Origin of the sequence: Kitasatospora sp. McL0602, assembly GCF_052076145.1 — a bacterium.
In the GTDB taxonomy this organism is placed as follows: Bacteria; Actinomycetota; Actinomycetes; order Streptomycetales; family Streptomycetaceae; genus Kitasatospora.
Map to the genome: position 1 here is coordinate 6422201 of NZ_CP197246.1, position 13811 is coordinate 6436011.

Consider the following 13811-nt stretch of genomic DNA (forward strand, 5'->3'; position numbering starts at 1 on the left):
GTGCTCCGGGAGGGGGTGACGGTCGGTCAGGAGTGGGTCAGGGCCGCTTCGCGGGCCTTGGTCGGCGCGGGGGCGGCGGCGAGCGGCCGGTGGTGCTTGCTGAGCCCGGCCCAGGCGACCGCGGCGGCCAGCAGCAGCGCCACGGCGGCTATCACGAAGCTGAGCGTGAACTGGCTCTCGGCGGGGAGCGCCGCGCCGATCGCCGGGTAGTCGATCACCTTGGAGGCGAGCAGCGAGGTCACCACGGCGCTGGCGATCGAACTGCCGACCGACCGGGAGATGGAGTTGATGCCGTTGGCGATGCCGGTCTGCTGCAGCGGCACGCTGGCCGCGATCAGCGCGGGCATCGCGGCGTAGCCGAAGGAGATCGCGATGCCGGTGAGCATGCCGGCCGCGATCACCGAGCCCTCGGCGCCGTGGCCGAAGGCGAGCCAGGCGAAGCCAGCGACGCCGATCAGCGCGCCCACCCCGAGGGTGGACCGGGCGCCGATCCGGCGGACCAGCCGGCCGCCGACCGGGGCCGCCGCCAGTGCGACCAGGGCGCTGGGCAGCAGGTACTCGACGGAGGCCCGCAGCACCGAGGCGGTGAAGCCGTAGCCGGTGAGCCGTCCGGGCATCTGGACCAGGTACGAGATGCCGATGAACTGGGCGAAGGAGGCGAAGCCGACGAAGAGCCCGGCCAGGTTGGTGAAGAGCACCTGGCGGTGGACGAACATCCGCATGTCCACCAGCGGGTTGGCCACCCGCCGCTCGACCAGCACCCAGAGCGCGGCGACCACGACGGAACCGCCCAGTGCGCCCAGTGTGCGGGCGGAGGACCAGCCCCACTCGTGGCCCTGGGAGATGCCGAGCAGCAGCAGGACGAGGAAGACGGCCAGGGTGAGGGCGCCCAGGATGTCGATCCGGCCCCCGGTGGGGGAGCCGCCGTGCGGGACGACGAACGCGACGGCGGCCAGGGCGAGGACGGTCAGCGCAGTGGAGAACCAGAAGACCAGGTGGTAGTTGGGGTGGGCGCCCTGGGTGAGCAGCCCGGTGGCCACCAGTGAGAGGCCGCTGCCGAACGCCAGCGTGCCGCTGACCAGCGCCATCGCCCCGTGCAGCTTCTCGTGCGGCACTTCGTCACGGATCACCGAGAGGGCGAGTGGGAAGATCGCGGTCGCGGAGCCCTGGAGCACCCGGCCGACGATCAGGAGGGCCAGCGAGGTGGTGGTGGCGGCGATCACCGAGCCGACCACCATCACGCCGAGCACCGCGAGCAGCGTGCGCTTCTTGCCGTACTGGTCGCCGACCCGGCCGAGCAGCGGGGTGAAGACGGCCGCCGAGAGCAGCGCGGCGGTCGTCACCCAGCTGACGCCGGCGGCGCCCGTGTGCAGCTGCTTCTGCAGCAGCGCGAGGATCGGGACGACCTGGGTCTGCGCCATCGCCACCACCATCGCGGCCAGGCCGAGCGCCATGATCAGGGGGGTGCTGCCGCGTTTCGGCGGGCTGGAGGCAGGGGTGTGGCTCATCAGGGAGGTCCTTCCGGGGATGGCCTGCCGCGCGGAGGTGCGGACCGGGCCTGAGGCTTGAAGACTTAGATAGTTGATGTCATCAAGCAATAGGTTGAAGGTAGACCTGGATGATTGAAGATGTCAAGCAATCCGGCTTACACTTGTCCCATGCCCCAGCCCGCCACCCCGCCCACGGCCGCCCCCACCCCCGTCCAGCTCATGGACCAGCTGGCTCGGGCCGCGGCGGCCTACTACCGGAACTTCGCCGCGATGGCGGCCGAGCACGGGCTCACCCTCATGCAGGGCAAGACGCTCAGCCTGCTCCGCGAGCCGAGGCCCATGCGCACCCTCGCCGACCTGCTCGCCTGCGACGCCTCCAACGTCACCGGCATCGTCGACCGCCTGGAGGCACGCGGCCTGGTCCGCCGCGAGGTCGCCCCGGCCGACCGGCGGATCAAGAACGTACTGCTGACCGAGGAGGGCGAGGAGACCGTCCGCCGGATCCGCGCCGACATGCTGTCGGGCCTCACCGGGCTGGACCGGCTGAGCGACGAGGACCGTCACGCCTTCCAGGCCCTGCTGACCCGGGTCTTCCCTGAGCCGACCGCCTGAGCCGACCGCCTGAGCCGACCGCCTGAGCCGGCGTCAGGACGCGGCGTCGAGGTGCTGCCGGGCCGCGGTGAGGATCTCGCGGGAGAGGTCCGGGTCGTCGCTCGCGCGGGCGAGGAGGATGGCGCCGACGAGAGTGGACAGTTCGGCGATGGCGGTGCTGCGGTCGGCCGCGTCGCCGTCGAGCTGCCGGAAGCCGTCGACGAGGTCGCTCAGGCCCTCCGTGAAGGCTCTGCGGATCGGGGCGCCGGGCTCGGCGCGGATGGCGTCGGCGGCCAGGGCGGCGGCCGCGCAGCCGCCGGCGGGGTTGTCGCGGTGGAGCTCGGAGAGGTAGCGCGTCAGGAACTCGGCCCGGCCGGACCGGTCGGCGGGGGCGGCCTCGGCGAGCCGGTCCATGGCTTCGCGGCGCTCGGTGAAGGCGGCCTGGAGGGCCTGGACGATCAGGTCGTCCTTCGAGGAGAAGTGACGGTAGAACCCGCCGTGGGTGAGCCCGGCGGCGGCCATCGCCCGGGGGACGCTGACCTGGTCGGCGCCCTTCTCGCGGATCAGCCGGGCGGTGTGGTCGATCACCTCCTGCCGGTGCTGCTGGGCCTCGGCTCGTGACACTCGGGGCATGGTCGGCGGTCCCTTCTCCGTGCTGAGCCTTCTGACGTTCTCGAGGATCCTACTTCCGCAACCCGTTTAGATGATGATAGTAATCTAAAAGTCATCCTACAGCGGAGGAGAACGCACATGACCGTGATCGAAGGCTCTGTCGCACTGGTCACCGGGGGCCGACGCGGCATCGGCGGGGCACTCGTCGAGGAACTGCTGCGGCGCGGCGCCGAGAAGGTCTACGCCACCACCCGCAAGCCCGCCCCGAGCCCGGACCAGCGGGTCGAGGTCCTCACCCTGGACGTCACCGACGACGGCTCCGTCGCCGCCCTGGCCGAGCGCGCGCAGGACGTCGACCTCGTCTTCAACAACGCCGGCGTCCTGCACCCGGCGCCGCTGCTCACCGCGGACCTGCTCCTGGTCCGGGAGACGTTCGAGACCAATGTCTTCGGCCCGCTCCGGGTCGCCCAGGCGTTCGCGCCGGTGCTCGCCGCCCGCGGCGGCGGTGCCCTCGTCGACATGCACTCGCTGCTGTCCTGGGGCGCGGGGGCCGGCGCGTACGGCGCGTCCAAGGCCGCCCTGTGGTCGCTGACGAACTCGCTGCGCCTCGAACTCGCCGCCCAGGGCACCCAGGTCGTCGGCGTGCACCTGGGCTTCGCGGACACCGACATGGTCGCGGCCCTCCCGGTCGAGAAGGTCGCGGTCGCCGACGTCGCCCGCATCGTCCTGGACGGCGTCGAGCGCGGCGACAGCGAGATCCTCGTCGACGACGTCACGCGCGCCGTCAAGGCCGCGCTCTCCGGGCCGGTCGAAGGCCTCGGCATCTCCATCCGTCGCTGAATCCACCCCCCGTCCGCAGAGGAGAACCATGCCGCTCTGGCACGTCTACCATCCCCCCGGCAGCTACACCCCGCCGCAGAAGAAGCAGCTCGCCGACGACATCACCGGGCTCTACACCCGCTTCGGGCTGCCGAAGTTCTACGTCGTGGTGCTCTTCCACGAGATCGGCGCCGACTCGTTCTACGTGGGCGGCGAGCCCACACCGGACGCCGTGCGCATCGTCGTCGAGCACATCGCCCGGCACGCCGGCGACCCGGACATGCGTCGGCGCACCCGGGAGGCGCTCGCCGCGCTGCTCGCGCCCCACACGACGGACCGGGGCCTGTACTGCGAGTTCCACATCGACGAGACGCCGCAGGACCTCTGGATGATCGAAGGCATGGCCCCGCCCCCGCCGCAGAGCGAGGCCGAGCAGCGCTGGGCGTCGGAGAACCGCCCGAGCCCGTACTGACCGCCTCGATGGCGAGCCGCGCACGGGCAGGGGTCCGGGTCAGCCGGGCATCATCCCCAGTTGGCGCATCATGGCGATGGCGTCCCAACTCCACCAGCCGTCCTTGACCTTGCCGTCCTCGAAGCGGAAGATCGTCACCCCGGCGGACTCGACGCGCTTGTGGGTGGCCGCCACGCCCTGGAACTCGCCGATGTGCGTGCCGCGCCAGATCCACCGGGTGGCGACCTGGTCGCCCTCGGCGATCTGGCTCTGGATGTCGAAGGTGAAGTCGAAGGCCGAGCGGTAGCCCTCGATCATCTGCCGGACGGCTGCCGGGCCGACCATGTCGCCGTCCATCGATGGGTCGTGGTCCCGGTAGTCGGGGGCGAGCAGCTCGTCCAGCGCGGACATGTCGCCCGTCGGCGGCTCCATCAGCAGCCGGCGGACCGCCTCCTTCTGGAACTGCTCGTCGCGGACGAGATCGAGGTCGGTGAAGGTGGGCGGCTCCTGGCAGAGCGCCACCAGCTCCTGGAAGATCCGGTCGGTCTCCGGGAGACCAGAGTTGCGCATCGCCGCCTCGTAGGACGGGAACTCGACGATCTCCACGATGTGCCGGGCATCCGCCCGGTCCGCGCCCACCATCGCGTGGGTGGCCGTGCGCCGGCCCTGGGTCTGCTCGATCCAGCTGTCCATCAGCCGGTTGAGCTCGTCCGGCTGCTCCGTCCGGCACTCGACGATCTGCACGAAGGTCATCGCTACCTCCCGATGAGACCCCCTGGCTTGCTCCGCCCGCAGACCGTGCCACCCTCTACTCTCCTCCCTCCGCCCGCCCGGCACCACAACGGCGCCCACCCGAACGGTGCTCCCTCGGCAGGTCAGAGGCCCGGCGTGCGGTGGAGTGCGATGAGCAGGCGCCAGGCCAGGTGGGCCGTCCGCTCGGGGGAGGCGTCGATCAGCCCGTGCAGCCAGTCGGCGAGGACTCCGGCGAAGGCGGCGGCGACGGCGGAGGCGACCACGTCCGGCTCCGCCGCACCGGCCAGCGCCCGTTCGGTGCGGCTGCGCTCGCGCAGGTCGGTGTGGAGCACGAGCCCGAGCGGGCCCCCGCCGCCGGGGCGCAGCAGGGCCCGGTAGAGGGTGGCGTGCGGGGTGAGGCCGGTGAAGAAGTCGACCAGCGCCGGTGGCGGCTGCTCCGGGTCGGGCACGCCGCGCCAGGCGTGCAGCGCGTCCACCGCGTCGCGGACCACGCCCGCGCAGGCGTCGACCGCCAGCGCCTCCAGGTCCGCGTAGTGCACGTAGAAGGTCGCCCGGCCCACCCCGGCCCGCCGCACCAGCGCGGCGACACCGACCTCCGCCAGCGGCCGTTCGGCGCACTCCGCCAGCAGTGCCTGCCGCAGTCTCTCCCGCGTCCGCGCCGCCCGAGGGTCCGGGGGGTTGGTCATCGGGCCACCAGTACGGCGGCCAGCGCGAGCGCCCCGGGCAGCGCCTGCGCGACCAGGATCCGCCGGTTCGCGGTGGCGCCCCCGTAGAGACCCGCGACCACCACGCAGCTCAGGAAGAACACCTGCACCCGGAAGCCGGTCGGGTCACCCGCGACCAGGCCCCACACCAGCCCGGCGGCCAGGAACCCGTTGTACAGCCCCTGGTTGGCCGCGAGCGGCGCCGTCGCCCGCGCCATCGCGGCGTCGAAGCCCGAGAGCTCGCGGCCCGGCCGCTTCTCCCAGAGGAACATCTCCAGCACCAGGATGTACGCGTGCAGCGCGGCCACCAGGCCGACCAGTACGGCTGCGATCGTTCCCACCGTCACCACTCCCTTGTCTTGGACAGGTGTCCATCATAGCTGGACATCTGTCCAAGAAGTCACGCCGTGGCGATCCCGAGGCCCGCCAGGTACCCGCGCACCTCCGCCGCAGCGTCCGCCGCCCCGGTGGTCAGGGCCACGTGATGGTCCGGGCGGATCAGCACCACGGCGTCCCCGGTGACGCCGTACGCCGCGCGGGCCGTCTCGGTGTCCACCGTGACGGCGCGCACCGGCCCGCCGACCGCCGGGGCGGGAGCGCCGAAGGAGAGCAGCGTGAAGTGGTCGCCCGCGAGCAGCGAGGACAGTCGTACGGGCGCGCCCGCGAGCGGCAGCTCCACGTCCGGCGCCCGGTCCCCGGCCCGTACCGCCGGGCCGCCGAGGCGGTCGTCCGCGAGCGAGCCGTGCCGGTACGTCACGCCCAGGCCGTCCAGGCCGGGCGCCCTGGCCGCCTCCAGGCCGGTGCCCGGCGTGCGGGCGCCTTCGAGGACGGCGGTGAGGGCCGAGCTGGTCAGATCCAGCGTCCAGGCGGCGATCGGGAGGCGCTCCTCCTGGTAGGTGTCCAGCAGGGCGGGCGCCGCCTGGCCGGTGGCGACGTACCCGAGCTTCCAGCCGAGGTTCCAGGCGTCCTGGATGCCGGTGTTCATGCCCAGCCCGCCCGCGATCGGGTGGACGTGCGCGGCGTCCCCGGCGAGCAGCATCCGGCCCACCCGGTAGCGGTCGGCCATCCTGACGTTGACCCGCCAGGTGGAGAGCCAGGTCGCGTTCCGCAGCCGGACTCCGGGCACCTGGGCGTACCGGTCGAAGAGCCGCTGGAAGCCCTCCAGTGAGGGCGGCAGCTCGGCGCCGTCGGCATCCCGCTCGGGCGGCGCCTGGAACTGCCACTTCTCGCTGTCCCGGAAGGGGCAGAGCAGCACCGCGCCCCCGTCCGACCCGAACCACTGGTGCCAGACCGACCGGTCCAGCCCGTCCACCTCGACGTCGCCGCAGTACATCGCCACCTCCGGCTCGCTCCGCCCCTCGAAGCCGATCCCGAGCGCCTTGCGGACGGGGCTGCGCCCGCCGTCGCACCCGACCAGATACCCGGCGTCGATCCGCCCGCCGTCCGCGAGGGTGGCCTGCACCCCGCTCTCGTCCTGACTGAACTCCACCAGCTCGACGCCGAGTTCGACCTTCACCCCGTACGTGCCGAGCTGCTCCCGGAGCAGCCCCTCGACCTGCCACTGAGGGATGCCGAGCCCCCCGCCGGACGGCTCGGTGTCGCCGGCGAACGCGCCGTCGAAGTACTTGCGGAAGGGCAGGTGCGTGGTGCCGGAGGCGAGCAGCCGCTCGCCCAGCCCGAGATCGGCCAGCACCTCCAGGCTGCGGGCGTTCAGGGCCTTGCCGCGTGAACTGGTCGGGAAGGCGGGCGACTTGTCGATGATCCTGACCTGCACGCCCTGGCGGGCGAGGCTGCACGCCAGGGTGAGCCCGGTCGGGCCCGCCCCCACGATGAGTACCTGGGTCGTGGCTGTCATGGCTGGCTCCTTCTGTCGGCCGGGCTGGGATCTCCAGGGCTGGAGCCTCCAGAAAACAGCAACCCGGTAATAAATGCAACTTGGTAACAAAAATGTCCGGGTTAGCATGGGCCCATGAACGAGCCAGGAGGTCTGCGGACCCTGAAGAAGGAGCGCACCCGGCAGGCGATCGCCGACGCGGCCATCTCGCTGTTCCTCGCCGAGGGCTTCGACCGGGTCTCGGTCGCGGAGGTCGCCGCCCGCGCCGAGGTCTCCAAGCCGACGCTCTTCCGGTACTTCGCCAGCAAGGAAGACCTGGTGCTGCACCGGTTCGCCGACCACCAGGGCGAGGCCGCCCGCGTCGTCCGAGGCCGCCCGGCCGGGCTCACCCCGCTCGCCGCACTCCGGCTCCACCACCTCGACCGCCTGGCCGCCCACGACCCGTCGGTCGGCCTGAACAGCCACCCCGAGGTGCTCGCCTTCCTACGCCTGATCTACGAGACCCCGAGTCTCTCCGCCCACCTCGCCTCCTACGTCGCCGCCGACACCGAAGCCCTGGCCCAGGCCCTCGGCACCCTCCACGACGACAACCCCCACGACGACACCCCCGACCTGACGGACCGCCTGGTCGCCGCCCAGTACGTCGCCGTCCGCAACGCCCTCGCCCACGACAACTGGCAGCGTCTCTCGGCCGGCCTCCCGCTCGCCGACGCCTACCGCCAGGCCGTCGCCGACACCGAACGCGCCTTCGCCCTCCTCGCCTCGGGAGCGGCCCCGCAGGGGTACTGAGACCGCCGGATGTGGTCGACTGTGCCGGTGACCGATGCCGAGCTCGACGCCGACCGGAAGACCGCACCGGGTGCGCCCGAGCCGTTCGTCGGGGCCCTGTGGGGGCTCGTCGTGGACGAGGACGGGTGCACCGACGGCCGCCCCTCGTGGATCGAGGCCTGGCTCAGGGGCCAGGCGGACGGGGCCGTGCCCGACCATCCGACGGCGGCCGCCCTGCACCGGATACTGGCGTGCGGCGTCGACCCGGACGATCTGACCGACGTGGTGCGCCGGATGCAGCACGAGCTGCTCTACAACGTCTGCCAACTGATCGACGACCCGGGCCTGTTGGGCCTGGATCTGGACCTGGCGCCTGGCGGGGAGCCCGGCCGGCACCTGCACCCCCTGCTCGACGAGCACGACCCCAGCGGCCGTGGCGGCGAGCCGCGCGGCCGCCCGATCCCCGCCCGGATCCCGGGCCAGCCCCTGTACGCCCGGCTGGCCGTCGCCCACGCGCTGGCGGGTGAGCGGACCAAGGCGCTGAAGGTCTGGCGGCAGGCCACCGGAGCGCCGCTGGGCGAGGCGCGGGCGGCCGTCGAGCTGCTACTCGACCAGCTACGGGACGGTCCGGCGGACGCCTCGTCGTCGTGACGTCAGGGTGTGGTGCGCTGAGTACCCGGACGTCGACGTCGGAGTGGGCGCGCCGCACCCGGCCGAGATGCAGGGCGGGACTGGACGGTCAGAACTGCCACCCGCGTGGGTCCACGCCGCCGGGGACGGGCGCGGTGGGGTCGTACGGGGTCCGGGTGAGGACGAAGCTGCCGATGTCGAGGTGGCTCACCGCGCCGTCCGGATGCCGGACGACCCGGAGGGTCTCGCCGGCGTAGTAGCCGTCCAGGCCCGTCCAGGTGCCGTCCGGCTCGGCCCGGAAGTGGTCGCCCCGGCCGGTGTTCAGCGGGACGAGCTCCAGGTCCCGGTCGCCACGCAGGTGCAGGACGAAGGCCGAAGGGCCCCAGTACCAGGGCCCGGTGAGGGCCAGCAGCTCCGGGTCGGCCTCGGGCAGCGGGCGCCAGGGCTCGGGGAAGTTGGGTTCGCGCTCGGCGACGATCCGGATCAGGTCGGCGGCGATGGTCGAGGTCGGGGTGCCGGAGGTGGTGTTTGTCAGGACGACGGCGGCCAGGCCGTCCGCCTCGCTCACCCACACGGAGGCCAGGAAGCCGGGCATCGAGCCGCCGTGGCCGTAGTACAACCGGCCGTCCTGCCAGCGGAGTTGCAGGCCGAGGCCGTAGCTGGAGGCCCACTGCTCGTCCTCCGGCGGGGCGGCCGGCCGTCGCATCTCGGCGAGGGTGTCGCGGCTGAGCACCGCCGGGTCACCGGCGGCGAGGAAGGCGGCCCAGCGGCCGAGATCGGCTGCGGTGGACCAGAGCTGGCCCGCCGGTGCCATCACCCCGGTGTCCTCCAGGGGTTCGGGCATCATCACGTCGGCCCAGGGGTGCACCGCGAAGCCGCCGGCGTGCGGGGCCTGTGGCAGCAGCGTCGTGCGGGCCATGCCGAGCGGCTCCAGGATCTCCCGCCGCAGGGCGTCGCCCCAGGGCTCCTTGCGCAGGTGCGCGACCAGTGCGCCGAGCGCGGCGTAGCCCGGGTTGGAGTAGTGGAACCGGCTGCCCGCCGGGTGCTTGGCGGGGCCGAGCGCGTCGGCGAGCGAGGGCCGCAGCGTGCCCGGGGTCCGCTCCCACCAGGGCCCCGGTGTCTCGGCGGGCAGACCCGAGGTGTGGGAGAGGAGTTGGGCGATCGTCAGCTGACCGGCCGGGCTGCCGGGCAGGTGCTGCTCCAGCCGGTCGGTGAGCTCCAGCAGGCCCTCGTCACGCAGGCGCAGCACCAGTACGGCGACGAAGGTCTTGGTGATCGAGCCGATCCGGTACTGCACGTCCGCGTCCGGTGCGTGGTCCTCGATCATGCTGCGGCCTTCGGCCCAGACGGTGTGCCCGCCCCGGACGACGGCCCCCACCAGGGAGGGGGTGCGCCCCTCGGCCTGGCCGACGGCGAGCCGGTGCAGCAGGGCGCGGCGCGTCTCGGGGAGCAACTCCTCAGCCTGGAAGGCCATCTGTCTCCTCGTTCTGAGTTCTGAATTCTGAGCTCTGAGCTCTGAGCTCTGAGCTCTGAGCTCTGAGCTCTGAGCTCTGAGCTCTGACGGCTCTCGGTGGACCGCCCGACCCTACTCCGCCACAGGTCAGGCTTCCGCTGAATTACCGCATGGCGGCGGCCGACCCGAAAATGCTGTCCATGGAGATAGTAGCCATGTACTCTATCTGGCATGAGCGAAGCATCCCCCGGGCCGACACCGGGCTTCCAGGTCTGGCGGCTGTCGATGAAGTGGCGGGTGGCGGTCGACCGGGCGCTGGCCCCGCACGGCCTGACCCACGCGCAGTACTCGCTGCTCTCCTCCCTGCTGGCGGTGCAGCGGTCCGGCGCTCTGCCCAGCCAGCGCCAACTGGCCGACCACACCGGCCTGGAGCCGCTCTACGTCTCGAAGCTGGCCCGCGCCCTGGAGGCCGCCGGCCTGGTCGAGCGGACGCCGGACCCGGTCGACACCCGGGCCGTCCGGCTCGCGCTCACCGAGGCCGGGCGTAGCACCGCCGAGCGCGCGATCGAGGTCGTCCACGCCCTGCTCGACCAGCTTCTCGCACCACTGGGCGGCCTGGCGGGGCAGCGCACCGAGGCGTTCTCCCGCGAACTCGCGACCCTGCTCGACGTCACCCTCGAACCCCCTGTCAAGGAGTAGCCATGTCCACCACGCCCACACCCCCGCCCACCGTCAACGGCCAGGTCATCGGCCAGGCCCACTACGCCACCCGCGCGCTGATGGAGCGTCTGCTGCTCCCCGTCGGCATCACCTTCCAGCAGTCGGTGGCCCTGAACGCCACTGTGGACGCCGCCGTGGGCGCCGGCGACTCGGTCGACCGTGACCGGATCACGGCCCGGATGACCGGCGCGCTGAAGGTCGATGTCTCGGCCGCCCTGGCGACCGTCGCCGAGCTGACGGCCGCCGGGCTGCTGGAGACCCTCCCCGGCGACCTGCCCCGCCTCCGTGCGACCGAGGCCGGCCGTGCGCTGACTCGCGAGCTCCGCGCCGAGGTCGCCGAGCTCACCGCGCGGCTGTACGGCGATTTCTCGGCCGAGGAACTGGCTGTCGCCGGAATGGTGTTGGCGACCGTCACGGCCCGCGCCGACGCCGAGCTGGCCGACGCCGAACTGGTCGAGATCTGAAAAGACGGAAGCCCCGGCCCCGCCGGATGCGGCGGGACCAGGGCTCACGGGAGAGACGTCAGGACGCCGGGCCGACCTTGATGGTGGTCAGCTTGCCGTTCTGGGTCTCGCGAACGACCTCGATCTTGGTGTTGGTGTCGGGGACGTTCACCCCGACCTGCGGGTCGGCCGGGTCGAGGTAGACGCCGGTGTGGTCGTTGAAGGCCGGCACGGCGAACTCGGTGCCGATGGTGGTGGCCACGCCGCCCTTGTGCAGGGTGAAGCCGGTGGTCGGCTTGAGCGAGAACGGCGCGTCGTAGGTCTGCGCCCGCCCGTTGACCAGGCTGCCGTCACCGAAGCGGACCGCCGAGGTGTGCGCGTCGACCGGCAGGATCAGGCCGCCGCCGAGGTGGTCCTTGGTGTTGTTGTCCAGGTAGTCGGTGTCCCAGAGCCAGACGAGCACACCCTCCTGGTACGGGTAGGTGTCGATGACGTTCGACTTGTTCTTGACGCCCGAGTAGCCGAAGTTGTATGGCCCGGTCTTCAGGAAGCTGCCGTAGCCGACGTAGCGGCGGTTCTCCACCAGGTAGGCGCGCGGGTGCTCCTTGACGGCGTTCTTGCCGTTGACGACCAGGAAGCCGTTGGTGGCCCAGCCCTGGTTGCCGTTCTCGGCGCCGTCGGCGAACACCTGGGTGCCATCGGCGGTGATCTTGAGGGCGTCGATGAGCACGCCCTTGCCGTGCGTGTTGTTGTCGGAGGTGACGTGCACGCGCAGCTGGATCTGCTTGCCGAGGTAGGCGTCGAGCGGCACGTGGATCTGCTTGTAGGCAGCCGAAGTACCGGTCAGGCCGGGGATGTTGGACGAGGTCTTGCCGTACGGCACGCCGTCGACGGTGCCCTGGAGGGCCGTCCAGGTCTTGCCGTTGTCGGCCGAGGCCTCGAAGGTCAGGAAGTCGTAGTCCTGCTCGACGTCCCACCAGGCGGCGGTGTCCAGCGCGGCCGAGCCGGTCTTGCCGGTCAGGTCGACCGGGCGGGTCAGCGAGTTGTCCATGCTGTCGCCGGTGTCGCTCCACCACTGCGACTGGCCCTCGTACGGGGTGGCCAGCTCGGTGGTGGTCTTGCCCGGGGGCAGGTGGACCAGGACGGCCTGCGCCTGGTCGGTGTTGTAGCCGCTCACGCCGAGGGTGTGCGACGACTTGGTGGCGGCCTGCGCCTCGTCGTACTCGAGCCAGCCGAGCTGCAGCTTGCTCCACGCGTCCAGGTCGCCCGGGTACTCGCCGGTGGAGTTGCGGCCCCGGCCGAGGTAGGAGGCCGAGGACATCAGCGACCAGAAGCTGACGCCGTTGTCACCACCCGTCAGCGGGTAGAGGTCCGGCAGGCCCAGGTTGTGGCCGAACTCGTGCGAGAAGAGGCCGACGCCGCTGTTCTCGCCCGCCTGGACGTAGTCGTAGACGTAGAGGCCGGTGTCGCCGACCGGCGCGCCACCGATCTTGTTGCCGACCGGGCCGGTCTGGCCGGTCGGGTCCGGGAAGTCCCAGCTGCGGTGCGCCCAGAGGGCGTCCGAGCTCTGGGCGCCGCCGCCCCAGGTCTCGTCCACGCCGGCGTGCACCACGATCACGTTGTCGAGGTAGCCGTCGGGCTGGTTGAAGTTGCCGTCCTTGAGGTGGTCGTACCGGTCCTCGACGTCGTACTGGGCCAGCTGCGCCTTGATGTCGGCGACGGTGCGGCCCTTGGCGATCTCGCCGTCGTACCAGGCCTTCAGGGCGTCCCGGACGAACTCCTGGGTCTGCGTCCAGGCGCCGCTGCCCTGCGGGCCCTTGTTGCTGCCGTAACGGGCCTCGTTGTACGGGACGGTCACCCAGTCGCTGACGGTGCCGTCGACGTCGTACCGGCCCGAGGACTGGGTGCGGTAGAAGTTGCGCAGCGAGTTGGCGCCGGGCGTCGCGTCGAAGAACATCTGCTGGTAGTAGTCGCGACTGAAGTCGCTCTTCCAGAAGGTGTGCGTGTCGCTCTTGTCGGGCTGGGGTATCGCGTTGTGCGCCGGGCCGGGGGTGCCGCCGTAGCGGGGCACGCCGTTGTAGAGCGTGGAGTTGTCGACCTCGTTGCCGAACTGGGCGAGGATGACGAAGACCTTGTCCGTGCGCTTCTTGGCGAGCTGGACGTAGTCGTTGCCGACCTTGACGACGGGGGGCGTGGTGCCCTCGGCGGTCTTGGCGACGGCGCCCTTGTTGACCTGTTCCAGGGCCTTGGTCTGAAGTGACCGGCGCAGTCGTTCCTGGGTGGGGATCTGGGTCTGCTCCGGGGCCTCGTGGCCCTCGGTGGAGTCCTGGGCGGCCGCGGCGGGGAGGCCGGGCTTTGCGGTGGCGGCCTGGGCGTGGGCGCCCAGCATGCTGGCCGCTATCGCACTGGTGGTCAGCGCAGCCGCGAGGGCTGCGGACATTCTGCGCAACTGACCGGTCCTTTCGGGACGGGGGTGGTCGAGTGAGCGGGGGTAATATTTCACATGTCATCGGTCACATGGAAGGGCCTGTTCCGAAAACGGC

Annotated in this window: 15 protein-coding genes; 7 read left to right on the forward strand and 8 right to left on the reverse strand. The window is 71.8% G+C overall.

What is annotated here, in order from left to right; genetic code table 11:
• Positions 1 to 26 precede the first annotated feature (26 nt).
• Positions 27 to 1508, reverse strand: coding sequence for an MFS transporter (locus ACR68M_RS29115; protein ID WP_441247126.1), 1482 nt, complete (start codon positions 1506 to 1508; stop codon positions 27 to 29).
• A gap of 150 nt (positions 1509 to 1658) precedes the next feature.
• Here ACR68M_RS29115 and ACR68M_RS29120 point away from each other — a divergent pair, with 150 nt between their 5' ends.
• Positions 1659 to 2102, forward strand: a complete 444-nt coding sequence (locus tag ACR68M_RS29120) for a MarR family winged helix-turn-helix transcriptional regulator (RefSeq protein ID WP_441247127.1) — start codon at positions 1659 to 1661, stop codon at positions 2100 to 2102.
• Positions 2103 to 2135: 33 nt separating this feature from the next.
• On the opposite strand, the gene ACR68M_RS29125 is transcribed toward ACR68M_RS29120, so the two are convergent.
• Positions 2136 to 2714, reverse strand: a complete 579-nt coding sequence (locus ACR68M_RS29125; protein WP_441247128.1) for a TetR/AcrR family transcriptional regulator — start codon at positions 2712 to 2714, stop codon at positions 2136 to 2138.
• A gap of 117 nt (positions 2715 to 2831) precedes the next feature.
• Here ACR68M_RS29125 and ACR68M_RS29130 point away from each other — a divergent pair, with 117 nt between their 5' ends.
• Together ACR68M_RS29130 and ACR68M_RS29135 are read left to right on the forward strand one after the other, a co-directional pair.
• Positions 2832 to 3533 (forward strand): SDR family oxidoreductase, encoded by a 702-nt coding sequence (locus tag ACR68M_RS29130; protein WP_441247129.1) that lies wholly within the window; start codon positions 2832 to 2834, stop codon positions 3531 to 3533.
• 28 nt (positions 3534 to 3561) lie between these two features.
• Positions 3562 to 3984 (forward strand): tautomerase family protein, encoded by a 423-nt coding sequence (locus tag ACR68M_RS29135; protein WP_441247130.1) that lies wholly within the window; start codon positions 3562 to 3564, stop codon positions 3982 to 3984.
• Between the two features lie 39 nt (positions 3985 to 4023).
• On the opposite strand, the gene ACR68M_RS29140 is transcribed toward ACR68M_RS29135, so the two are convergent.
• From ACR68M_RS29140 to ACR68M_RS29155, 4 genes are all read right to left on the reverse strand, one after another.
• Positions 4024 to 4716 carry an ester cyclase gene (locus tag ACR68M_RS29140; RefSeq protein WP_441247131.1) on the reverse strand — a complete coding sequence of 231 codons (693 nt, stop codon included), beginning with the start codon at positions 4714 to 4716 and terminating at the stop codon, positions 4024 to 4026.
• A 122-nt stretch (positions 4717 to 4838) separates the two neighbouring features.
• Positions 4839 to 5402 carry a TetR/AcrR family transcriptional regulator gene (locus ACR68M_RS29145; protein ID WP_441247132.1) on the reverse strand — a complete coding sequence of 188 codons (564 nt, stop codon included), beginning with the start codon at positions 5400 to 5402 and terminating at the stop codon, positions 4839 to 4841.
• The gene (locus ACR68M_RS29150) at positions 5399 to 5761 is read right to left on the reverse strand and encodes a DUF1304 domain-containing protein (RefSeq protein ID WP_441247133.1); all 363 of its coding nucleotides are present in this window, start codon (positions 5759 to 5761) and stop codon (positions 5399 to 5401) included. Before ACR68M_RS29150 ends, ACR68M_RS29145 begins: the two co-directional genes overlap by 4 nt.
• Positions 5762 to 5820: 59 nt before the next feature.
• Positions 5821 to 7275, reverse strand: coding sequence for an FAD-dependent monooxygenase (locus ACR68M_RS29155; RefSeq protein WP_441247134.1), 1455 nt, complete (start codon positions 7273 to 7275; stop codon positions 5821 to 5823).
• A gap of 114 nt (positions 7276 to 7389) precedes the next feature.
• Here ACR68M_RS29155 and ACR68M_RS29160 point away from each other — a divergent pair, with 114 nt between their 5' ends.
• Together ACR68M_RS29160 and ACR68M_RS29165 are read left to right on the forward strand one after the other, a co-directional pair.
• Positions 7390 to 8043: a TetR/AcrR family transcriptional regulator gene (locus ACR68M_RS29160; RefSeq protein ID WP_441247135.1), complete on the forward strand. Its 654-nt coding sequence runs from the start codon at positions 7390 to 7392 to the stop codon at positions 8041 to 8043.
• A 27-nt stretch (positions 8044 to 8070) separates the two neighbouring features.
• Complete coding sequence (locus ACR68M_RS29165; RefSeq protein ID WP_441247136.1) at positions 8071 to 8673, forward strand: hypothetical protein; 603 nt, start codon at positions 8071 to 8073, stop codon at positions 8671 to 8673.
• An 88-nt stretch (positions 8674 to 8761) separates the two neighbouring features.
• Here the strand turns inward: ACR68M_RS29165 and ACR68M_RS29170 are convergent, their stop codons facing one another.
• Positions 8762 to 10126: a serine hydrolase domain-containing protein gene (locus ACR68M_RS29170; RefSeq protein WP_441247137.1), complete on the reverse strand. Its 1365-nt coding sequence runs from the start codon at positions 10124 to 10126 to the stop codon at positions 8762 to 8764.
• 210 nt (positions 10127 to 10336) lie between these two features.
• On the opposite strand from ACR68M_RS29170, the gene ACR68M_RS29175 reads away from it, so the two are divergent.
• The gene (locus tag ACR68M_RS29175; RefSeq protein ID WP_441247138.1) at positions 10337 to 10804 is read left to right on the forward strand and encodes a MarR family winged helix-turn-helix transcriptional regulator; all 468 of its coding nucleotides are present in this window, start codon (positions 10337 to 10339) and stop codon (positions 10802 to 10804) included.
• Positions 10805 to 10806: 2 nt separating this feature from the next.
• Complete coding sequence (locus ACR68M_RS29180) at positions 10807 to 11289, forward strand: hypothetical protein (protein WP_441247139.1); 483 nt, start codon at positions 10807 to 10809, stop codon at positions 11287 to 11289.
• Positions 11290 to 11347: 58 nt separating this feature from the next.
• On the opposite strand, the gene ACR68M_RS29185 is transcribed toward ACR68M_RS29180, so the two are convergent.
• Positions 11348 to 13708 (reverse strand): immune inhibitor A domain-containing protein, encoded by a 2361-nt coding sequence (locus ACR68M_RS29185; RefSeq protein ID WP_441251744.1) that lies wholly within the window; start codon positions 13706 to 13708, stop codon positions 11348 to 11350.
• Positions 13709 to 13811 lie beyond the last annotated feature (103 nt).